The organism is Acidobacteriota bacterium, assembly GCA_004299485.1.
Lineage (GTDB): Bacteria > Acidobacteriota > Terriglobia > Terriglobales > SCQP01 > SCQP01.
The window spans coordinates 322,840-343,920 of the sequence record SCQP01000016.1 but is presented as its reverse complement, the minus strand read 5'-3'; the positions used below and the strand labels follow the sequence as shown (position 1 = coordinate 343,920).

General features: G+C 65.6%; 19 protein-coding genes and 1 pseudogene. 8 read left to right on the top strand and 12 right to left on the bottom strand.

Annotated features, from left to right (window positions below):
• Positions 1 to 206: 206 nt before the first annotated feature.
• Entirely contained in the window at positions 207 to 1,181 is a 975-nt protein-coding gene (locus EPN33_12875) for a MoxR family ATPase (protein ID TAN21501.1), read from the top strand.
• A gap of 230 nt (positions 1,182 to 1,411) precedes the next feature.
• Here the strand turns inward: EPN33_12875 and EPN33_12870 are convergent, their stop codons facing one another.
• Positions 1,412 to 1,858: a hypothetical protein gene (locus tag EPN33_12870; protein TAN21500.1), complete on the bottom strand. Its 447-nt coding sequence runs from the start codon at positions 1,856 to 1,858 to the stop codon at positions 1,412 to 1,414.
• Positions 1,859 to 2,104: 246 nt separating this feature from the next.
• On the opposite strand from EPN33_12870, the gene EPN33_12865 reads away from it, so the two are divergent.
• Complete coding sequence (locus EPN33_12865; protein ID TAN21499.1) at positions 2,105 to 2,443, top strand: 4a-hydroxytetrahydrobiopterin dehydratase; 339 nt, start codon at positions 2,105 to 2,107, stop codon at positions 2,441 to 2,443.
• Between the two features lie 197 nt (positions 2,444 to 2,640).
• Here the strand turns inward: EPN33_12865 and EPN33_12860 are convergent, their stop codons facing one another.
• Genes EPN33_12860 through EPN33_12850 form a run of 3 tightly spaced genes read right to left on the bottom strand, consistent with a single transcriptional unit; the run spans position 2,641 to position 6,580 of the window.
• Positions 2,641 to 4,863 (bottom strand): S9 family peptidase, encoded by a 2,223-nt coding sequence (locus EPN33_12860; GenBank protein ID TAN21498.1) that lies wholly within the window; start codon positions 4,861 to 4,863, stop codon positions 2,641 to 2,643.
• A 41-nt stretch (positions 4,864 to 4,904) separates the two neighbouring features.
• Positions 4,905 to 5,174 (bottom strand): hypothetical protein, encoded by a 270-nt coding sequence (locus tag EPN33_12855; protein ID TAN21497.1) that lies wholly within the window; start codon positions 5,172 to 5,174, stop codon positions 4,905 to 4,907.
• Between the two features lie 20 nt (positions 5,175 to 5,194).
• Positions 5,195 to 6,580: a UDP-glucose/GDP-mannose dehydrogenase family protein gene (locus EPN33_12850; protein TAN21496.1), complete on the bottom strand. Its 1,386-nt coding sequence runs from the start codon at positions 6,578 to 6,580 to the stop codon at positions 5,195 to 5,197.
• Between the two features lie 123 nt (positions 6,581 to 6,703).
• On the opposite strand from EPN33_12850, the gene polA reads away from it, so the two are divergent.
• Positions 6,704 to 9,211, top strand: a complete 2,508-nt coding sequence (gene polA, locus EPN33_12845) for a DNA polymerase I (GenBank protein TAN21567.1) — start codon at positions 6,704 to 6,706, stop codon at positions 9,209 to 9,211.
• A gap of 10 nt (positions 9,212 to 9,221) precedes the next feature.
• On the opposite strand, the gene EPN33_12840 is transcribed toward polA, so the two are convergent.
• The 6 genes from EPN33_12840 to galU form a co-directional block, all read right to left on the bottom strand.
• The gene (locus tag EPN33_12840) at positions 9,222 to 9,626 is read right to left on the bottom strand and encodes a MarR family transcriptional regulator (protein TAN21495.1); all 405 of its coding nucleotides are present in this window, start codon (positions 9,624 to 9,626) and stop codon (positions 9,222 to 9,224) included.
• Positions 9,627 to 9,788: 162 nt separating this feature from the next.
• Positions 9,789 to 10,592: a YmdB family metallophosphoesterase gene (locus EPN33_12835; protein TAN21494.1), complete on the bottom strand. Its 804-nt coding sequence runs from the start codon at positions 10,590 to 10,592 to the stop codon at positions 9,789 to 9,791.
• Positions 10,593 to 10,600: 8 nt separating this feature from the next.
• The gene (locus tag EPN33_12830; protein TAN21493.1) at positions 10,601 to 10,894 is read right to left on the bottom strand and encodes a cell division protein ZapA; all 294 of its coding nucleotides are present in this window, start codon (positions 10,892 to 10,894) and stop codon (positions 10,601 to 10,603) included.
• A 13-nt stretch (positions 10,895 to 10,907) separates the two neighbouring features.
• Positions 10,908 to 11,201: a hypothetical protein gene (locus EPN33_12825; protein TAN21492.1), complete on the bottom strand. Its 294-nt coding sequence runs from the start codon at positions 11,199 to 11,201 to the stop codon at positions 10,908 to 10,910.
• Between the two features lie 69 nt (positions 11,202 to 11,270).
• Entirely contained in the window at positions 11,271 to 11,861 is a 591-nt protein-coding gene (locus EPN33_12820) for a DNA-3-methyladenine glycosylase (protein ID TAN21491.1), read from the bottom strand.
• Entirely contained in the window at positions 11,845 to 12,750 is a 906-nt protein-coding gene (galU, locus tag EPN33_12815) for a UTP--glucose-1-phosphate uridylyltransferase GalU (GenBank protein TAN21490.1), read from the bottom strand. The genes EPN33_12820 and galU overlap by 17 nt, the downstream gene beginning before the upstream one ends.
• Before the next feature lie 55 nt (positions 12,751 to 12,805).
• On the opposite strand from galU, the gene selD reads away from it, so the two are divergent.
• Positions 12,806 to 13,825: a selenide, water dikinase SelD gene (selD, locus tag EPN33_12810; GenBank protein TAN21489.1), complete on the top strand. Its 1,020-nt coding sequence runs from the start codon at positions 12,806 to 12,808 to the stop codon at positions 13,823 to 13,825.
• 153 nt (positions 13,826 to 13,978) lie between these two features.
• Entirely contained in the window at positions 13,979 to 14,797 is an 819-nt protein-coding gene (locus tag EPN33_12805; GenBank protein ID TAN21488.1) for a hypothetical protein, read from the top strand.
• A gap of 46 nt (positions 14,798 to 14,843) precedes the next feature.
• Here the strand turns inward: EPN33_12805 and EPN33_12800 are convergent, their stop codons facing one another.
• Positions 14,844 to 15,611: a ferredoxin--NADP reductase gene (locus tag EPN33_12800; protein ID TAN21487.1), complete on the bottom strand. Its 768-nt coding sequence runs from the start codon at positions 15,609 to 15,611 to the stop codon at positions 14,844 to 14,846.
• Between the two features lie 250 nt (positions 15,612 to 15,861).
• Here EPN33_12800 and EPN33_12795 point away from each other — a divergent pair, with 250 nt between their 5' ends.
• Entirely contained in the window at positions 15,862 to 16,503 is a 642-nt protein-coding gene (locus tag EPN33_12795; GenBank protein TAN21486.1) for a hypothetical protein, read from the top strand.
• 1,202 nt (positions 16,504 to 17,705) lie between these two features.
• On the opposite strand, the pseudogene EPN33_12790 reads toward EPN33_12795, so the two are convergent.
• Positions 17,706 to 18,407: pseudogene (locus EPN33_12790) on the bottom strand (NYN domain-containing protein).
• 279 nt (positions 18,408 to 18,686) lie between these two features.
• On the opposite strand from EPN33_12790, the gene EPN33_12785 reads away from it, so the two are divergent.
• On the top strand, positions 18,687 to 19,190 hold the full coding sequence (locus EPN33_12785) for a GAF domain-containing protein (protein ID TAN21566.1): 504 nt from the start codon (positions 18,687 to 18,689) through the stop codon (positions 19,188 to 19,190).
• A gap of 13 nt (positions 19,191 to 19,203) precedes the next feature.
• The gene (locus tag EPN33_12780; GenBank protein TAN21485.1) at positions 19,204 to 20,934 is read left to right on the top strand and encodes a mismatch repair protein; all 1,731 of its coding nucleotides are present in this window, start codon (positions 19,204 to 19,206) and stop codon (positions 20,932 to 20,934) included.
• The last annotated feature ends 147 nt before the right edge of the window (positions 20,935 to 21,081 follow it).

The following is a 21,081-nucleotide window of genomic DNA, read 5'->3' as shown; positions in this document are numbered from 1 at the left end:
CATCGATAGTTTCGGGGCCCAGCCCTTGCCGGCGGGTCTTGTTGCATCCCTCTTGCCGGGCTTCTTCGGAACTGTTCTCCAACCGCCCGCCCTCCTGTTGTGCCAGCAAAGGCATGGCAGCGGGGCGGGCATTTTTACAGGTCGGCGCCGCTCGACGCGCGTCGTTCACCGGGGCAAAGCCCGAGTAACGGCGGCGCGAGCCGCGAATGGTAAAATCAAGCCAACTCGTGGCGAGCCCCATCGAATCCGCCGTGGAACCAGGTTTGGCGCGATTGGAGCAGGCGCTGCATCGCGTGGTGCGCAACTCCGGCGATGCGGTTCGTCTGGCCGTAGTCGCAGTGCTGGCGCAGGGGCACGTGCTCATTGAAGATGTCCCTGGCGTAGGCAAGACCACCCTGGCGCAGGCGCTGGCACGCGCCTTGGACTGCAACTTCCAGCGTATTCAGTTCACCAGCGATCTGCTGCCGAGCGATGTGATCGGCGTCAACATTTACAGCCAGTCGGCCGAGCGCTTCGAGTTCCATCCCGGTCCGCTGTTCACCAACCTATTACTGGCAGACGAGATTAACCGCACCACGCCCAAGACGCAATCGGCGCTGCTCGAGGCAATGAACGAGCGCCAGGTGACGGTGGATCATCAGTCTTACCCACTGCCGCAGCCGTTCTGGGTGATGGCGACGCAAAACCCGATCGAGCATCACGGCACCTATCCATTGCCCGAGTCGCAACTCGACCGCTTCCTGTTGCGCATCCGCATGGGCTACCCGGCGCCGGCCGACGAGCGCGCCATTCTGCGCGGTGAAGCCGGCGCCAGCATACTCGAGCGCCTGGAACCGGTCATCAGCCAGGCCGAGATACTGCAGTTGCAGCGCGGGGTTGAGGCGGTGCAGGTTTCCGATGATGTGGTCGATTACGAACTGGCGCTGGTGGATGCCACCCGCCATCATCCGGCGCTGGAACTGGGCGTAAGTCCGCGGGGCATGCTCATGCTGCATCGCGCGGCGCAGGCGTGGGCGATGCTGGAAGGCCGCAACTACTGCGTCCCGCATGACGTCAAGCGCCTGCTCCTGCCCTGCTGCGCCCATCGCGTAGTGCTGCGCGGACACGCCGCCGAGCACGCTTCCGATACCGCCCTGCAGGTGCTTCAGGAAATCGGCGCGCAGGTGGCTGTGCCGGAATAGAGCCGTATTTCAGAACGTCAGTATTTCAGTACCGCGAAGCCTGACGCCTATGGCGGCAGCTTGGAGGAGCCCTGGGCGCCAGCGGGCGGACCCTGCCGGGAATCGAAGCCCGCACTCCGAGCGACCAACGGGAGCGACCAGGGCAAAAAGTGGCGAGCCACCGCGCTGGCCTGAAACAAAAAGCGGAGCGGCCGGAGCCGCTCCGCGGTTGAGGTGGTCATTGCGAGGACTTACAGAAGCCCGCCGCCGCTGCAGCTATTGCTCACCACTTGAATGTTGGTGACCTGGAGCTGCTCCGCCTGCTGGGCCTGTTGCTCGGGTTGCTGTTGTTCCTGTTGTTCTTGCTGGTTCTGGGCGGGATTGGTAGCGGCTGCCGCCGGCGCCGAACTCGGCGTGCCGGTTACCGTCACCGTCTTGCCCACGTGAGAACTTAGATCCACTTCGCTGCTGGCAGCGGTGAGTGCGTAGGTTTTCGCTGTGGAAGAATCCGTCAGCTCATAACCCTGGCCGTTGCTGGCCTTTTGCAGGCAGCCGGTTGCGGTTACGGGTTGCTGACTCTGTTGTGCCTGTTGCTGTTGCGGTTCCTGTGTCTGTTGTGCCGACGCCAGCGGGGTCATGGCCAGACCGACCATGGCCGCCAGCGCCATCACGGCCAGCGCCAAAACCGAGTTTTTCATCTTCTTCGCCATTGTATTCCTCCTGAAGTTCAAACAATTGCGCATCAGCCCGACGAAGAAGTGGCTACATTCCGCTGCCAGACGCTGCTTGCTCGCCAGCGCGGATTCGGGCTTTCTGCAGGCTTTTCTTTTTGCCTCTGAGGTAAGGGATGCCGCGCCGCTGCGGAAGGTTGGGATGAAAGCGGAGTGGAAGCCTCTCACACCGGGGGGCGACAACTTGGTGGTACCGTGATTTCAGGAGGGAAAATGCCATCCGCTCTCGCCGAAAAACACTGTGCGCCGGTTCCTGCCGGCACCGCGCCGCTGCGTGGCGATGCCCTGCGCCGGCTGGCTGCAGAGACGCCCAAGTGGGAAGTCATCTCCGAACACGAACTGCGGCGCAAATTCGCCTTCCCCGATTTCGCCAGTGCGCTGCAATTTGTGAATGCCATCGGCGCCATCGCCGAGCGCGAACAGCATCACCCCGACATCAGTCTCGGCTGGGGCAAAGCCGCCGTCACAACCTGGACGCATTCGGTCAACGGCCTAAGCGAGAATGATTTCATTCTTGCTGCCCAGATCGACCGCCTGCCGCAGGCGAGCTAGCACAGCGGCGGGTTGGGGCTCGGGGCCCCCAACCGGGCGCGAGCAAAGCGGGGCGCGCGGCAGAGCCGCGCTGGGGCCCGCGCCATCCGATGCCACGAGAACGATTTCATTCCCGCCGTGCCCGCACCGGCGTCTCGCCCGACTGAACACTGAAAACTGATTACTGACAACTCTCTCGGCCGCCTGCCGCAGGCGAGCTAATTGTTGGTCGCGATGGTCTGGCCTTCCTGCAGTACCCGCTGGAAGAAGTTCGCGGTCGCGGCGTAGGTGTGGATCCAACTGATCCAGCGCAGGAAGCCGTGAATCTCATCGGGCAGCACCATTTGTTCGAAGGGCACTTTGGCGGCGCGCAGGCGGCCGACGAGGCCGATCATCTGCCCAAAATCCACGTTGCGGTCGTCGTCGCCCTGAATCAGCAGCACTGGCGAGCGCCAGTTGGCGACATAGGCATCAGGGGAGGAATCGAACCCGAGATTGCCGCGCTGACCCGGTGGCACTTGGTCGCTCTGTCCAGGATGGTCGTACTGCCAGGGCGCTGGGGGCGGCCCGCCGCGCGAATAGATGGTGCTCCAATCCTCGACGCCGTGGAAATCCACGCCCGCGGCAAACAGATCGGAGTTGTGCGACAGCGCCATGCCGGTCAGGTAGCCGCCGTAGGAGCCGCCCCAGATGCCGATGCGGTGCGGATCGACAAACGGCAACGTGCGCAAATACTGATTCGCGGCCACGATATCGTCGTATTCTTTGCCGCCGCGCGGGCCCGTGTGGGGCGCCATGCGGAACGCCCGCCCGTACATGATGCCGGTGCGGTAGTTCACCGAAAGCACGTTGAAACCGAGGCTGGTCAGGTATTCATTCTCCGCGTAGGCGTAGTGATAGTAATCCATCGGGTGGAAGCCCAGCATCATCTGCCGGCGCGAGCCGCCATGGACGAAAATCAGCGTGGGTAGCGGCTTGTCCGCCGCGGCGCTGCGCGGCCGGAAGAGCTGGCCGTGAATGTGAAGGCCGTCGGTGGAGGGGAATATCACCTGCGTGGGCGTGACCAGTTGGTTCCCGGGAAAATCCGCCGGCAACGCGCCGATCATGGTGCGCTCGCCCCCGGCGCCAATCACATAGGGCATGGCCGGCGAAGTACCGCTCGATCCCAGGCAGACGAGTTGCTTGCCATCGCCGGTTTCTACCGGACTCCATTCGATCGTCGCTCCTTGCGTGACGGCCACTGGCGCGCTGCTGCCATCGAGCGGCACCCGCCACAAGTGGCGGCGATCAATATCGTTCTGGTTCGAGTTGTACACCACCGTCGTCTTGTCGGGCAGCAGCGTCACCGCCTTGATCTCGAATTGCCCCGGCGTCAGCAGCTTGGCGGTGTTGAGCTTGCCATCGGTAGTTACGTCCGAAACCGAGTAGAGGTGGTTCCAGCCGTCGGCTTCCGAGCTAAACAACACCTCGTGATTGGCGCCAACCTGCAAAGCATCGCCCATGGTGGTGCGGTACAGCGTGTCATCCGGCTGCGTGCCGCTCTCCCAGAAGCGATGCGCGGTGAAGGTTGTGGCGTCGGCCACCCACAGCTCCCACTTGGGAATGCTGACCGCCGGAATTGGCCCCGGTTCGAGATCGGCGGGCTCGGGGCCGTCCGGCGGCGGCAGAATCTTGTCAAAGTGCCGCTCGCGGATGAAGACGATCTCGGAACCGTCCGGCGACCAGCGCGGATAGGAGTCGTTGTCGACCGATGGGGCAAGGTAGTGAATGTAAGAGCCGCCGAGGGTGTAGACGGCAATGAGGGAATGTCCGGGCCGCCGGGTCACCCAGGCGATGCGTTTGCCGTCCGGCGACCATTGCGGCTGCAGGTTATCGCCCTGAATCCACACCAGCATGTGCGCCTGCTGCTTGCCTGATGTGGGTGCAATCCAGAGCAGGTTGCGTGCCGCCCAGATCACCCATTGCCCATCCGGTGACAGGGTGATGTCCTCGCAATCCTCATTGGGGCAGCCCATCTCGCCCAGCAAGACCGGCTCCTGGCCACGCGTCACCGACCACACCTGTTGCTGCGGCTGTACCACGCTGCTGTTTGGATCGGCGGTGTGGTCGAGCCGATTCCATTCGCTGCCGCGCGCGTAGACCACAGTCTTGCCATCGGGCGTGATTTGCAGCGCCGCGATCTGCTGGCCGTCGTCGAGGGTGTAATGGGTGAGCTGGATGGGCCGGAAGCTGGGGCCATCTGCCACGAACACATTGCGCACGCCGCGCAGGTCTTCCGTCCAGGCGATATGCTCGCCCTGCGTGGAGGCCACTAGCGAGCTGGGGAAGGGCGAATCCATCACCTGCCGCAGCGTGAAGCCGCCGGGAGCGGCCGCGCCCGGCGCTTGCGCCGACAGGGCAACGGAGAGGCCAAGGAGAGCAAGAGGGAGCAGACGAGGCATATCGCGCTCAGCCTAATCCAAGCTGCTGGCCAGAAGCAAGCTTATCGATTTTCCGTCACGCGGGTCGCCGGCGTGTTCTGGCAGCCCAGCGTTCCGGTCACGCCGGAGGTGACCTGCGCACAGGCGTTGTCGTGCGCGGCCCGGATGGCTTCCGGCAGCGTGCGCCCTTGCGCGGTGCGGCAGGCGCTCTGGCCCTGGTACGTGACGCAGACAGTGGCGCTGAACTTGGCGGTGTGCGTGCTCGACCAGGTGAGGTAGAACAGCACGATCACCACCAGCGCGATCAGGGAAAAACGAAGCGTGCGCGGCATGACGGCTTGGAAGATCCAGTCTATTCCGAGTGCGCGAGGGTTTCCACTGCGGCCACGCCACGTCCGATGCCGCAATGCCGGAACCCATGCGCTTCGAGTTCGCCAGGCGCGAATAGATTACGCGCGTCGAACACCAGGCGCTGGCGCATGCGCGCGCCCATGGCCGCCCAATCGGCCGTGCGGAATGCCGGCCATTCGGTCAGGATCAGCACCGCTTCTGCCCCTTCGGCCACGTCTTCAGCGCGATCGCAGTAGTGAATGTCGCCTTGGAGCTCGGTGCGGGCGCGGCCCATTGCCTGCGGGTCAAACGCACGCAAGTGCGCGCCCAATCGCAGCAGCTCCCGCACCACAGCATAGGCGGGAGACAGGCGCGTGTCGTCGGTTTCGGATTTGAAGGCCAGTCCCAGCACGCCCAGCGTCTTGCCCTGCAACACCCACAGTTCCTGACGCACTTTCTTCATGAACTGCTCCACCCGGCGCGCGTTGATGGCCTGCACTTCCCGCAGCAGCCCGAAGTCGTAGCCCAGTTCGGCTGACATCTCCACGAACGCGTTCAGGTCCTTGGGGAAACAAAATCCGCCAAACCCGATGCCCGGCCGCAGAAATTCCTCGCCGATGCGGTGGTCCAGCCCGATGCCCCGCAGCACTTCGGCGGCATCCGCGCCCGCCAGTTCGCAAATGTCAGCGATGGCATTGGCGTAGGAAATCTTCATCGAGAGGAACGAGTTGGAGGCGTGTTTGATGAGTTCTGCACTGTTGACGCTGGTGGCCACCCACACCGGCGCTGTCCTGCCGCAACTGCGGCTGGGCTGGTCATGCCAGCCGCAATGGCAGGTGCCCTCCAGCACCGGCGCATAGATTTGCCGCAGGCGCTCGCCGGCACGCTCCTCGTTGCAGCCCACCACAATCCGGTCGGGATGGAAAAAATCGTAGACGCCAGTGCCCTCGCGCAGAAATTCCGGGTTCGAAGCCACATCAAAGTCGAGCCCTTGGGCACAGGTCGACAGCACCCGCTGAATCTGCTCCCCGGTACGCACCGGCACCGTGCTCTTGCTGATCACCAGCCGGTAGCCGCGGGCATGGGCCGCAATGGCGCGCGTCACCGCATCCACGGCCGCCAAGTTCGCCTTTCCGTCCGCATCCGGCGGCGTTCCCACGCAGATGAAGATGACCTGCGCAAACTGAATCGCCTCGGCAATATCGCTGCTGAAGCGGAGCTTGCCCGCCGCGCGTGCTGCGGCAATCACCTCCGGCAGGCGTTGTTCATAAATGGGCACGCCCCCGGTTTGCAGCAGCTCAATTTTGGCCCGGTCGGCATCGACGCAGAGCACGTCATGACCAAGGGCCGCCAGACAGGCGCCGGATGTCAGACCAACGTATCCTGCGCCGACGACGGAAAGCTTCATGCGACTGTAGTATAGAAGATGCCCGATCGCCCCGGCGCGCTGTTCGCCCTGGCGCGACTGCATTAGAATTTGGTCTTGCCCTCAGCTACATTTCCTCCCCGGCAGCTTTACCTGATTGACACGATGGGCTACGTGTTCCGGGCGTTTCACGCCTTGCCGCCGCTCAGCAATTCCCGCGGCGTGCCCACCCAGGCGGTGCTCGGCTTTGTGAACATGCTGCGAAAGTTGATCCAGGAGCAGCAGCCACAGGCGCTGGCCGCCGTTTTTGATCTCGCGGGGCCGACCTTTCGGGATGAACGCTTTGCCGCCTACAAAGCCAACCGTGCCGCCGCCCCGGAGACGCTAGCGCCCCAAATTCCCTATATCCGCCGCGCCCTGGAAGCTTATCGCGTGCCCATCCTCGAGCTGGCGGGCTTTGAGGCCGATGACGTGATCGGCACGCTCGCCCACCAGGCCGCCGCCGCCGGCGATGAGGTCGTGGTCGTTTCCAGCGACAAAGATCTGCTGCAGCTCGTGGGCCCGCACGTGCAGGTCTACAATCCCAGCAGCAACACCTTGTACGACGCCGAACAGGTCATCGCCAAGTTCGGCGTCCGTCCCGAACAGGTCGCCGATTACCTTGCCTTGCGCGGCGACGCCGTCGACAACATCCCCGGCGCACCCGGCATCGGCGAAAAAGGCGCGCAACAGATCATCGCCCGCTTCGGCTCCCTCGATGCCGCCCTCGCTCATGCCGCCGAGGTCGAACGCAAAACCTACCGCGAATCGCTCCAGAACAACCGCGAACAGATTTTGCTGAGCCAGGAGCTGGCCACCATCGCTACGCAGGCCCCTGTCGCCTATGAGCCCGATGCCTGGCGCCTGCAGTCCCCCGATGAAGACCGCTGCCGCGCGCTCTTCACCGAACTCGAATTTCATCACCTGTTGCAGGCTCTCCCCGCGGTTCCCCTCGCGCCGCCGCCGGTCTCCGAGGCTTATGCGGCTGTCGATCTGGAAGCGCTGCTGAAGTCCGCGGAGCCTCTCGGCTTGGCCGTTGGTCTCGATGGCAGCCTGGGTCTGGGTTCGACGAGCGACACGCGATCCGGTTTTGCGACCGCCGCCATCGTGGCCGAATGCCGCACCGCGCTGGCGGATGCCTTGCACAGCCCGCAGCGCCACTGGGCCTGGGCTGATGCGCGCGAAATCCGTGCGGGCCTGGCTGCGATGCAACTGTCCCGGCCGGCTCTGGATCCCGACCGCGTGTCCGATGTCGGCCTGCTCGCCTATCTCGACGATCCCACCCAGTCCGGCTACGCGCTGGAGGCCGTCGCCCGCCGTCTCGCGCTTCCGCCCGAGGTTGCCGATGCCGGCCAGGCCGCGCTCACCGCCGGTCGCGCCTCCACCGAGCTGCTGGCGCACGTGCGCACCTCCGGCCAATGGCCGGTCTATCGGGACATCGATTTGCCGCTGGTGCCCGTACTGGAGGCCATGGAAGCCGCCGGCGTGCGGCTCGACCCCGAGCCGCTGCGCCAGCTTTCGCTCGACTTGGAGAAGCGCGCCCTCGCCTGTCAGGAGCAGGTGTTCGAGCTCGCCGGCTGCCGCTTCAATCTCAATTCGCCCCAGCAGCTCGCCGACGTCCTGTTCGGCAAGCTCGCGTTGCCGGCGCCAGCCAAGCGCGGCAAAACCAAGACCCCTTCGACCGCGGTGGATGTACTCGAGACGCTCGCCGAGCACGCCGTCATTCCCCCGATTCTCGAATATCGCCAGCTCAGCAAGCTGAAGTCGACGTATGTGGATGCTCTGCCGCCGCTCATCCGGCCCGAAACCGGCCGCCTGCATACCACCTTTGTGATTGCCGGTTCCGCCACGGGCCGCCTGGCCTCCATCAATCCCAACCTGCAGAACATCCCCATCCGCAGTGAAATCGGCCGCCAAATCCGCGCCGCCTTCGTGGCCGATCCTGGTCATGTTCTGCTTTCGGCCGACTACTCCCAGATTGAGCTGCGCCTGCTGGCGCACTTCAGTCAGGATCCGCTCCTGCTGCAGGCGTTTCGCGGCGATACCGACATCCATCGCCTTACGGCCGCCGAGGTATTCGGCGTGCCGCCGCTACTCGTGACCGACGAGCACCGCCGCCGCGCCAAGGCGGTCAACTTCGGCATCGTCTACGGTCTTTCCGCCTTCGGCCTGTCGCGCCAGTTGGGGATTCCGCAAAAAGAGGCCGCCGGCTTCATCCGGCGCTATTTCGAGCGCTACGGGGGCGTGAAAACCTACATCGAGCGCTCGCTGGCGCAGGCGCGTCAGGAAGGCCGCGTGCGCACGTTGTTCGGACGCGTGCGGCCGATTCCCAATCTCGACTCGCGCAATCCCGGGCTGCGCGGCTTTGCCGAGCGCACCGCCATCAACACGCCCCTGCAAGGCACCGCCGCGGATCTGATCAAGCTGGCCATGATCCGCCTGCAGCCGCAACTGGCCGCGCATGACGCGCGCTTGCTCCTGCAGGTGCACGACGAGCTGGTGCTGGAAGTTCCCGAGCGCCAGGCCGAGGCTCTCGCAAGCGCGGTCCGCGCCGCCATGGAAGGCGTCGCCGCGCTCGCGGTACCCCTTCGGGTTGAAGTCGGCATCGGTCCCAACTGGCGCGACCTCAACTGAGCCGACCCCCTCAGCGCGGCAGCGGCTCGGTACCCTCCTGCAGCAAATCGAGGTACTGCTGGTAGGCAAACAGCATGGGCATGTTCGAGTCTCCAAATCGCTGCACCATCCCCAGCCGGGTCATGTTTGCAACCGCGCGGGCCACCGTAGGGTAGACCAGACCCGTCCGCTGCTCAATTTCCGGAATCGAGAAGATCGGTGCCTTTTGCAGTGCCGAGTGTACGTGTAGAGCAGACAGCCGCGTTCGCCCCAGGCCGGAAAGCTTTGCCCGATCTTCCTCGAGCAATTGCAGAATCGCAGCCGCGGTCGCCGCGGCCTGCTCGGCCGTCTCACTGATTCCGGCAAGGAAGAACTCGAGCCATGACTCCCAATCGCCTTCCGTACGAACGCGTTGCAGCAATTGCTCGATCAGCACGGCTTAGCAGCGGCAAAAGTGGGCCAACATTGACCGGTGGATCGGGTGGAAGCGGCGCAGGCACAAAGGCCCGATATGGCCGAATCTCAGCGGACAACTCGATCCAGCATCCCGTTCGGGGGTTCACAATTAAATTTTTTAAATGCGCGCATAGGCGCGCGTCTATTCCTCAATTCGCAACTGGACGCGCTCGATGGCGGTGGCGCGGCCCTCCAGGCTTTCGATGAGAGTGCCGCACAGCCGGACATCTTCTATGGCCTGCTCCAGTTTGCCGGGGTAGCCGTGCAGCAGGCGGGGCAACACGCTGGCGAAGGTCGATCCAATCACGCCCTCGTAGGCGCCGGTCATGCCCACATCGGTCTGGAAGGCAGTTCCCTGCGGCAAAATGCGCTCATCGGCCGTCGGCACATGCGTGTGCGTGCCCAGCACCGCGGTTACGCGGCCATCCAGATACCAGCCCAGCGCCTGTTTCTCGCTGCTCGCCTCGGCATGAAAATCCACCAGGATGGTGCGGCACTCCGGCGGCAATTGCGCCAGCAGTGCGTCGGCGGTGCGGAACGGGCAGGCCAGCGGGGTCATGAAGACGCGCCCTTGCAAATTCAGTACCGCGAAGGGCTCGCCACCGGCGGTTTGTCCCTGAAACAGGCCGCGCCCTGGCAGGGCATCGCCAAAATTCGCCGGCCGCAGCAGCCGGTGGGCGGCGTGCTCGGGCTGATCCTTGGCGCTCTCCCACCACGGTCCGATGTCGCGCTTGTCCCAGATGTGGTTGCCGCCGGTCAGCACTGCAATACCGCAGCCCAGCAGTTCCTGTGCCAGCGGCGGCGTAATCCCGAACCCGCCGGCGGCGTTCTCGCCGTTGGCGATGACCACGTCCGCCCGGTGTTGCGCCGCCAGATCGGCCAGATAATCCCGCACTACGCGCCGGCCGGCATGGCCATAGATATCTCCAATGAACAGCAGACGCATGGGCGCGCCTACCCCGCCCGGTCGAGCAGGTGGTCGAGATCCGCTGTCAGCGCCCGCGCGCGCTCGCCCACCTCGCGTTGCAGTTTTTCCACCTCGCCGCGCAGCGCCTCGTTCTCATCGGCGAAGTTGATCGCTGCCAGCACGGCCACCCGCAACGAGTCGACCACGTGCGTTTCTTTGGCCACCTGCCGCATCTTGGTGTCGACGCGCTCGGCCAGACGCTCAATGGTGGCGCTGTCGCCGCCGCCGATCGAGTAGTTCTGATCGTAAATGCTGACGCGCGTGCTGAGTTTGCCCGTCATCGCGCGGCCTGCGCTAGCCCTCCACGGCCTCGAGCAGTTTGCTCAGCCGGCCCAGGCGCTGGCGCACTTCGTTCCGTTCCTTGCGCAGCGTCACCAGTTCCTGTTCCTGCTGCGTCTGTCCCTGCCGCAGCTTGTCCTGCGCCGCCTGTAGCGCACGCAGCTCCGCCAGCGCGCGATCGCGTTCGGCACGCGCCTTTTGCAGCGCCTCGGCGACCTGCTGAATCCTGGTTTCCAGTTCGAGAAATTCGTCCCAGCCCTCGCGGGCGAGTTCGGGTGATGGCTCGGGTGATGGCGCGGTAGTAACCATAAAGCAGAATCAGAATAGCTGTTTGCCCCCACCCGATGCAATCGGCAAGAACGCTGGGAGGGCCGCGCGTCAGCTACTGTCGCGCAGCGTCTCCAGCACCGGCCCGCGCGGCCGTGTCACCGCAGCGTGGCCCGGGAGCAGAAACCGGTTCGGCAGCAGCGCGGCTTTGCGGATGCCGACGCGCGGCGTCACTATGATCTCCTCTGGCCGGAAGCCGTCGTCGGCCAGAAAAATCTCTCCCCTCTTCGTCAGGTCGCATCCGTTGCTGGCCCGGGTTACGTCCAGCGCCCGTGCCAGCCGGCCCGGCCCGGAGAGCGTCAGTGGCGGCACACCCTCTTCTTCGGCCGCGCGGAACAGCACCCCGCCTGCCTGCCCATCCGGCAGCGTCGAGACGTTGAGGCATAAATGCATCCCGTAGATCAGGTAGATGTAGAGGTGGCCGGGTGGCCCGAATAAAACCGCATTGCGCGCGGTGCGCCCCACGGCCGAATGCGCCGCTGCATCGCCGCTGCCCAGGTAGGCTTCCGTCTCCACCAGCCGCACGCGCCGCTCGCGGCCCTGCTGGCGCCGGATCAGGAGTTTGCCCAGCAACGCCGGGGCGACCTGCAGCGGGCTGGCGTCAAAAAACGCCCGCGGCAAGACCCTATAGCTGCAGGCCATGCAGGTACTGGCGGAACGCGGCGCCCAGATCCTCGCGCTTCAGCGCCAGCTCCACGGTCGCCTGCAAGAAGCCGAGCTTGTCGCCGGTGTCGTGCCGCCGGCCCTGGAACTGGTAGGCGTAGAAGGGCTCTTCCTGCGCCAGCGCCCGCATGGCGTCGGTGAGCTGGATTTCCCCTCCGGCCCCGCGTTGCTGCCGCCGCAGATGCTTGAAAATGCCCGGCGTCAGCAGATACCGTCCCACCACCGCTAAATCCGAAGGCGCCTGCGCCAGCCGGGGCTTCTCCATTACATCCGCCACCCGCACCACCGGCCCCAGAAACTGATCCGGCCGTAGCCGGTCGGTGGCCGGCGCGGGCTTGACGACGCCGTAACTGGAAATCGCTTCGCCCGCAATTTTTTCCACCGCCACCACGCTGGCGCCCGTGGCTTCATACACGTCCAGCATCTGCCGCATCACCGGCACTTGCGCATCAATCACATCGTCGGCCAGCAGTACCGCGAACGGTTCCTCGCCTACCAGGTTTTCCGCGGCCAGCACGGCGTGCCCCAGGCCGAGCGCCTCCTTTTGCCGTACGTAGGCGACATGGATCATGTCGCTCACTTCCCGCACCACCGCCAGCAGGTCGGTTTTGCCCTTCTCCTCCAGCATCCGTTCCAGCTCGAAGCTGACGTCGAAGTGATCCTCAATCGAGTTCTTACCCCGGCCGGTGATGATCACAATTTCGTCGATGCCGCTGTCCAGCGCTTCTTCGACGCCGTATTGAATGATGGGCTTGTCGACCAGCGCCAGCATCTCTTTGGGCTGCGCCTTGGTGGCCGGCAGAAAGCGCGTTCCCAGCCCGGCGGCGGGAAACACGGCTTTGCGGATTGGTTTGGGCGGGGTCGGCATCGCTCGGGGCCATTTCAGTTTAGCAAACGCGCCTGCCACAGAGGATAATCGATACATGCGGCGTTTGACCGAACTGGCGCGCGCCTGCGGCTGCGCCGCCAAGCTCAGCCCGCAGATGCTGGAGGCCGTCCTGCCGGGATTGCACGGCTTTCACGACCCCAATTTGCTGGTAGGTTTTGAGGGCGCCGAAGACGCTGCCGTCTATCGCCTGCCGCCCTCGGCCCCGGCCAACTCCGCCCTGGTCCAGACCCTCGATTTCTTCACGCCCATCGTGGATGATCCTGGCGACTTCGGCGCCATCGCCGCCGCCAACGCCCTCAGCGATGTTTATGCCATGGGCGGGCGTCCCGTCCTGGCGCTGTCCATTCTGGCCTATCCGCCCGGCGAGGGCACCGAACTGCTGCAGCGCATCCTCGAAGGCGGTCTGGAAATCCTCGCCGAGGCGCGCTGCGCGCTCGGCGGCGGCCACAGCCTGCGCGACGACGAGCTGAAATTCGGCTACAGCGTCACCGGCCTGATCGATGCCACGCGCGTGCTGCGCAACAGTGGCGCCCGCGCCGGCGATCAGTTGTGTCTGACGAAATCCATCGGCACCGGCGTGCTCACGACTGCGCTCAAGCGCGGTGAGCCCCTCGACCCCGCTGATTTTGCGGCCGCCGTCCGCTCCATGCGCACGCTCAATCGAGAGGCCGCCGCTGCCGCTCTGGCCGCCGGCGCGCACGCGGCCACCGATGTCACCGGCTTCGGCCTGCTCGGCCACGCCCGCGAGATGGCGCGCGCCAGCGGCGTGCATCTGCGCCTGGAGGCGGCGGCCGTGCCCTTGCTGCCTGGCGCCCGCGCCTGCGCTCTCACGTGCCAGTCGCAGGGCCTGCACAACAACCAGGCTTTTGTATCCCCCGACGTAGAGTTCACCGGTGCGATCCCGGACGACCTGCAAGCGCTTCTCTTCGATCCGCAAACCAGCGGCGGCCTGCTGGTCAGTCTTCCGGCCGCGGCCGCCCCCGGCTTTCCCGGCGTCTGCATCGGCCGTGTCGAACCCGCACGCCCGGATGCCCCCTGCCTGACTGTAGTCTAAGGGAGGCAGCTTGGAGGAGCCCGGAGCGCCAGCGGGCGGACCCTGCCGGGAATCGAAGCCCGCACTCCAAGCGACCAACGGGAGCGACCCGGGCAAATAGTGGCGAGCCACTCTGCGGAGTTCCGGAGCTGCGGCTGTTGTACACTCGCCTTCGTGGCTCCCTTCCGCCTCGCCGCGCCCGAATCTCTGCGCCCGCTGCTGGCCGCGGCGTCCGTCGAGGTCCTCAGCCCCGCCGTGCCCGGCGACGAGCGCGAGCGCGAGCGCTGGCGCCGACTCTGGCTGGAGCGCCGCCAGGGTGCCGGCGCGACGCCTGCCGAAGCCGCCGCGGCGCTGCAATCTCCCTCACTGCGCGCGGTATTAGCGGCCTTGGATCGCCGGGCCGACGGCGTGCTTTTGGATGACACCGCACCCGCGACTGCGGCCTGGCAACTGCTGGAACCACGAAACCGGCAGGTCTGTACCGAGCTCTGGCTGGGAGGCCATCCGGAAACGCCCTCGGAATGCTTTGCCTGGTGGGAAATGCCGCCGGCCGGAAACGTGTCACTGGCCGCGGAGCAACTGTGCGGTGCCGTTGCGGAATTTGCCCGTCTGCAGGCGCAGCCGGCGGTGGCCGCGGTAGTCAGCTTTCTGGGTAGCGCGGTCACCCGCCGCCCGCCCGCGCCCGCGTTTCTTGCCACCTTAGCCGCGCGCGCGCCGGTGCAGCCGATCTCGCTTTACAGTCCCCTGTTCTTCCGCGACGGCGGGCTCCAGGCCGCCGCCCTGCTGGCCGAAATCCGCCGCCATACCGGCGCGGCTGCGCCCGTTCTCTTTATTCCCCAATTGGCGCGCGATGAATTTGCCGCCGCATTGCTGACGCTGAAGGTGCCTTGGGCGGGCCCGCTACTCGCCGGTGCCGAACTCCCCGCCGCCCGCTTACCGGCTCAGGCCACTCCCGCTGATGCGCAGGCCGCCGCGGCTTGGCTTGTCCGTTGATCTATGCGACCAACGGGAGCGACCAGGGCAAAAAGTGGCGAGCCACTTAGGCTCCCGCCGCCACCTTCGGCAGAATGAAGTACACCTCTTCGTGCAGATCCGCCTTGGGGTAACCGCAGCGCGTCAGAATCCCCTTGGTGTTCTCGATCATTTGGGGGTGCCCGCACAGATACGCCGCCGTGTGACCCGCGGCAAAGCCCGCCGCGTCCGCGTATTTGCGCACGAGATCTTCGGCGCGTCCGCGCTCGCCTGCCCACGCCGGATCTTCCCACGGTCGCGAAATCGCCAGCGTCACGCCCACATTCGGCAGCCGCGCTGCCAATTGCTGCAGCTCCTCCGCGTAGCCGAACTCCCACGAGCGGCTGCCCGCCTGAATCAGCACCATGCGCGTGCCCTCGGGCGCCCAGGCGGCATCCCGTGCCCAGCTTCGCAACATGCTCACGAAGGGCGCGATGCCGGTGACCGTGGCCACCATCAGGTGCTGCGCGTGGCCGCGTTTGCGGTCCAGTTGAAACAGACCCTTGGCGGAGCGCCGTACATGCACGGTGTCGCCCACCTGCAGCCGGTAGAGCAGCGGCGTCAGCTCACCGTGGGGCACCAGCTCGAAGAACAGCTCCATTTCTTCTTCCAGGGGGCTGGAGACGACCGAGTACGGCCGCTCATGGATTCCGTTTTCATCTTCCACCGCCAAGGTCGCGTACTGGCCCGGGCGGAACGGAAACGGCTGCGGCAGCCGCAGCCGCACCGTCCACAAATCGCCGCTCAAGTCGTGGCGGGCGGTAATCACAGCAGGGAAGTATTTGGCTGTGTCCATGGTCACCCCGGTGCTGCTGCGATTGTACACGTCCACCCGTCCAACTGTTCCGCCTACCCCAGGGGATACCTAGTTGTAGTGCCTCTTCTTGCCAGAAGCACCATATGTTGGGCATAACCCCAACAGTCACTTTAATTTCCTCTATTTGTGGGCCCGACTCACAAGAATAAACTTGCAAGCGGCTGGCTCCGATGGTACAACTGTACGCGGTAGTGCTGTTGCTTCTGCCCGCAGATGTAAGGAGGTTTCGATGAACATTCGCCGTTCGTTCTTGGCGACGATGGGACTGGCCGCCGCTGTTGCGTGCCTGCCCCTGTTCGGAACCACCGGTGCGATTCTGAGTCCGATGGCAGGCACGGTGGCTGTTAATGGCCAACCTGTCGCCGCGGGTTCGGCCATTGTAGCCGGTGATATTGTTTCGACGAGTGCCGCTGGAAGCGCCCGCATGGTGCTCCCTGGCGGTTCCATGATCGCCGCGTCTAATACCAATTTCCGGATGGAAAGCGTCAATGGCGCTACCCAAATCCGTTTGACCAACGGTCTGGTGAAGGTTGCCGGCATGCTGCCGGTCGCCCTCAACACCCGCACCGTGGTTCCCACCACCTCGCAGTCGCGTTTCAACGTCTATGACCTTTCGGGGAAAGTGTACGTTGAGGCCGTTGCCGGCTCGGTTGCCGTGAAGTCTGCCCACAGCAGCTACACGGTCAAGGCTGGCAGCGCGGTGTCTTTCAGTGACGCGCAAGCTGCGCCGGCCGCCGCTGGCGGCGGTGGCGCCTCGATGGCGGTTCCGGTCGCGATTGGTATCGCGGCGGGGGCGGCTGTCGTGACGGGCATTGTCGTTCACGAAGCGACCAAGTGCTCCAACTGCGTCGTCAGCCCCTCGGGTCTGTAAAGATTCGCTAGGCTGCAACAGCAACAAGGCCGTCCCGCTCGGCGGGACGGCCATTTTTTTTGCTGAAGCGAAGCCGGGGCAAGGGGCCCCCGGGGGCTCGCCACTTTTTGCCCGGGTCGCTCCCGATGGTCGCTGGGGGTGCGGGCTTCGATTGCCGGCAGGGTCCGCCTGTTGGCGCTCAGGGCTCCTCCAAGCTACCGCCGGCGGAGCGGCTTGGCGGCCTTTGGGAGCGGGCCGCGCGGCGGGACAGCCGCGCTGGGCGCCCGCGATGAAGCAAAGCCCAGGCTGCAACAGCAACAAGGCCGTCCCGCTCGGCGGGACGGCCTTGTGCTGCAGCTCCGACCGAATTCTCTAGCCTAGCGCTTGGGTTTCCGCCGCCGCGGGCCCGCGCCGCCTTCGCCCTTCGGCTTGCGGCCGCCGCGCTTCTTCCGCCCGCCGCCATCCGCCACTGCGGCGGCCAGGCTGAGCGGGGCTTCCTCGGTTTGCTCGCCATGGATTCCGCTGTAGTAGCCGAGCACGGCGATTTGCGAATCCTCGGGATCCACTTCTGCGACCGCCACCACGGCCGCGGGGCCTTCCGCGATGTTGCCGTTACCCTCTACGGCACTGACCGCCGCTTCGCCTTGAAATACCGGCTGTTGGTCCCCGTCCGTGGCGGGCACTTCTGGTCCTGCCTCGGCACCATTGCCGATGTCGCGTGCCTCGCCGCTGCCCTCTTCCGCGCTGCCCACGTTGCCGGGCGAGGCGCTGGCGGGCGCACCATTGCCGGTGGGCGGAATGAATACCCGCAGCGCGCCCCGGCGATCACGCTGCAGCCGCAGCCAGTTTTGATTCTGGCCGGCGCGCAGCAAATCCACGATCGAGCCAAATCCGAACTGCTGTTCATCGAAATTCGGCTCTTCCGCCCGCAGCAATTGCTTCACGTTGCGCAAATAGAGCGGCCGCGGATTGGTGCCCTGCAGCGGCGCCAGAATGCGTTGCAACAGATCCAGCGCCTCTTCCGGCGGCCGGCTGGGCGCGGCCGCGGCCGGCGGCGCGCTTTCATAGCGCGGCGCCGCGGCCGGGGCTTCGTCCATTTCCTCTTCCATCCCCTCCGGCCGGACTTCACCCTCGCTGATCGCGGGTTCGCTGGCCGCTACCGGCTCGCGCTCCAGCGGCTCAACCACGAAGCTGTTGCCCTGCTGGCGCAGGTTCACCAGGCCGGCTTCGGCCATCTTCTGCATGAACACGCGGAAGGAGCTGGAGCCGTAGTCGCGTTCATTGAAGGTCGAATCCAACTGGATCAACGTGCTCTTCAGCAATCCGAGCTGCGCCTGCACTTCGCGGTCGGCCAGCACCTTGAGGCCGCGATAGACCAGCGGCACGGCGCGCTCCAGCGTGTACACCGCCCGCCGCCGCGTGCTATCGTCCCGCCGGCGTTCGGCGGGCGAGGTCGCTTCGACCAGATTTTCATAGGCGAGGAATTCGCGGCAGTTGCGCTGCAGAATGCTGCTGGTGAAGCTGCGGCCGCCCACCACGAACACGGCCTTGTTGTACTGTTTCAGTTTTTCGACGAGCGCAATGAAGTCGCTGTCGCCGCCCACCACCACAAAGGCGTTGATGTGGGGATGGTTGATGGCCATTTCCAGGGCGTCCAGCGCCAGGTTGATATCGGCGCCGTTCTTGTCGCCGCGCGGCGTGAGGTCGCGTTGCACCATCAGAACGGCGTTTTGGGTCAGCGTCCGGGTCAGCTCGCCCGCCCGCTTCCAGTTGCCATAAGCGATTTTGGTTACGACTTCGCCGCGCTCCTTGAGCGCTTCCAGCACCAGCGCCAGGTCGAAGTCGCGGTTGAGCGTGCTGCGCACCCCGATCTGGATGTTGTCGAAGTCAATGAAGACTGCAATTTTGAGTTTTTCTTCGTTCACAGTTTTTTAGGCCTGCGACCGGCCCTGGCGCCGAAGCGTACGTCCTGTATTGCCTGAACTGGCAACGGCGCTGCGCACTAACAAAGAGTTGGGTCCGGTGCGGCGGTTTCGAATCGCGCATGGCAAAAGCGGACTGCGGCACATGCGCCATTCCTAGGCTACCACATTCTCTGCGGGAATGCCAGCCCTGGCCCCTGAGCCCTGTCCCCTGTCCCCTGCCTTATGATGGAGGGCATGGCCGCCTCCGAATCTGCTTCTGCTCCCCACGTCGCCCTGGCGATGGATCTGGACCGCGTCGAGGCTCTTTCCGACGATCTGGAGCGGGTCGCCGAGGAGAGCGACGCCGCCGGCCTCCTGCGCGTGCTGGTCGGCATGTTCAAGGCCCGCGTGCCGCATTATCACTGGGTGGGCATCTACCTGCTGGAAGGCGGCGAGTTGCGCCTGGGTCCTTTCGCGGGCGCCCCCTCGCCGCACGTGCGCATTCCCGTCGGCGAGGGCATCTGTGGCGCCGCAGCCAAGCAGCGCGCTCCCATCATCGTGCCCGACGTGCACGCCGACCAGCGCTATTTGGCTTGTTCGGTGGCCACGCGCTCCGAAATTGTGGTGCCGATTCTGGATCAGGGCCGGGTGCTGGGCGAAATCGATATCGATAGCGACCACCCCAACGCCTTCAACGAGCACGATCAGGCCTTGCTGGAACGTGCCGCCTCGTTGATTGCCGGCGCCCTCTCCCGCGCCCCCCGCCGCCCGCGCTGGGAACAGCCGGAGGCCGTGGCTGGCTAGCGCTCCCGCCGCCGTGGGCGCCGCTGCTGAATACGCGCGCCGCCTCGAACAACAGCGCCGCCGGCGGGCGGAGGGCCAGCGCCTCGATCTCCGCCTTGGCCTGGCCAAGCTGGCGACGGTAGCCGGCTGGCTCATCCTCGCCTGGTTGTCACTCATCCGCCATCTGTTCGCCGGCGCCTGGCTCTGGCTGCCGCTGGCGCTGCTCATTTTCCTGTTCTGGTGGCACGACCGCGTCATCCGCTCCCGCCGCCGCGCCGAGCGCCTTGCCAGCTATTACGAGCGCGGCCTGGCGCGTCTGGAGGATCGCTGGAGCGGCAGTGGCGATGCCGGCGAGCGCTTCCGCGATCCCCAGCACGCCTACGCCTCCGATCTCGATCTTTTTGGCGCCGGCGGTCTGTTCGAACTCCTCTCAACCGCCCGCACCTCCATGGGCCAGGAATGCCTGGCTGGCTGGCTACTCGCGCCCGCCGCGCCCGCCGCCGTGCGCCGGCGCCAGGCTCAGGTCGATGCGCTGCGCCCTCAGGTCGAGCTGCGCGAAACCATCGCTGCCCTGGGCGAGGACCTGAACCAGAGCGTCAACCCCAGCCGCCTGCGCGCCTGGGCCGAGGCCGCGCCCAGTTTCCGCCGCCTCTGGCTGCGCTGGATTTTTGCCGCGCTCGCCGCCGGCGCCATCCTCCTGCTCGTCTACGCCATCCTCACCGGCCAGTTTGCCTGGCTGTTTCTGCTCGTCCTCGCCGAGGTTCTGGTCCTCTTCCGCCTCGGCTCTCAGCTCGATCCCGTTCTCGCCAATCGCGGCGCCGATGGCGCCGGGCTGAGCTTATTTGCCGGCGTCGTCGAGCGCCTGCCGCAGCCGCTCCCCGGCGCTGCTGCGGCTCTGCGCCAACTCGCGCATCTTTCCGACTGGATGGAAGCCAAAGACAGCCTGTTGGGCAAAGGCCTCGATTTCACGCTTCTTTACAGCGTGCATTTGGCCTACGCCGCCGAGGCCTGGCGCCGCCGTTATGGCGCTCAGGTCGCGCAGTGGCTGGATGCGGTGGCGCAATTCGAGGCGGTGCTCTCGCTCGCCTGCTACGCCTACGAACATCCCGGCGATCCCTTTCCCGAGCTCGATGAATCCGGCGCGCCGCATTTCCTCGGGGAAGAGCTCGGTCATCCCTTGCTGCCGCAGGCCACCTGCGTCCGCAATTCGGTCACGCTCGACGATTCCACCCGCGTGCTGCTGATCTCCGGCTCCAACATGTCCGGCAAGAGCACGCTCCTGCGCACCGTGGGTATCAACGCCGTGCTTGCACAGATGGGCGCGCCCGTCCGCGCCCGCCGCCTCCAGCTCAGCCCCCTGGCGCTGGGCACCCGCCTGCGCACCGCCGATTCGCTGCAACTAGGCCGCTCCGGCTTCTACGCCGAAATTCTGCGCCTTCGCCAGGTCTTCGAGTTGACCCAAGCCGGCCTGCCGCTCCTGTTTCTGTTCGATGAGTTGCTGGAGGGCACCAACTCCCACGACCGCGTCGTAGGCGCTCAGGGCCTGTTGCGGGCGCTGCTGGCCCGTCCCGCTCTGGGCATGATCACCACCCACGATCTGGCCCTGACCGCGGTCGCCGCCGAAGGCGGCGTTGCCGTCCGCAACATGCACTTTGAAGACCAGATCGAAGGCGACGACGTCAGCTTCGACCACAAACTCCGCCCCGGCGTCGTGCAGAAAAGCAACGCCCTGGCCCTCATGCGCATTATCGGTCTGGACGTGTGAGCTATCGCCGGTGGGCGGGCTGCTCTGTCGGCTCCCCGGGTTGTTCTGGCGGCCGATTTTACCGGCCCCGGGGGCGCCGTAAAGCGAGGGAGACGGCAAGAACCTCGCACCGCTGTCCAGCCCGCCACACGCACGCCTGCACCTCGA